The sequence below is a fragment of the Pantoea sp. Ap-967 genome, from assembly GCF_011752565.1.
GTDB lineage: Bacteria > Pseudomonadota > Gammaproteobacteria > Pseudomonadales > Pseudomonadaceae > Aquipseudomonas.
In genome coordinates this window covers 1-261 of sequence record NZ_VWXK01000113.1, presented here as the reverse complement: position 1 = coordinate 261, position 261 = coordinate 1, and the positions used below count along the sequence as shown (strand labels likewise).

Annotated in this window: 1 protein-coding gene; it reads left to right on the top strand. The window is 57.5% G+C overall.

Features of this window, described 5'->3' with window-relative positions:
- A partial coding sequence (locus F3J45_RS29750) for an immunoglobulin-like domain-containing protein (RefSeq protein ID WP_167070884.1) occupies positions 1–261 on the top strand: 261 nt, incomplete at both ends.

Below are 261 nucleotides of genomic sequence, written 5' to 3'. Positions count from 1 at the left end.
CCGTTACAGTGGATGCGGACGGTAAGGGCACCCTGCAGGTTCCGAACACCAACGTCGAAGACGTCTACAAAGATGCTTCTACCGTTACCGCCACTGTGACTGCCGTTAATGGTGGCAACTACGAAGGCGTGGACCTGACTGGCGCGACCAACACCGCGACTGTCGAAGACACCATCGACAACACCACCGTGGCCGTAAGCTCGCTGCCAGCGAAAGAGGGCGACGAGAACGTCACCTTCAACTTCCAGCTGAGCAACAAAC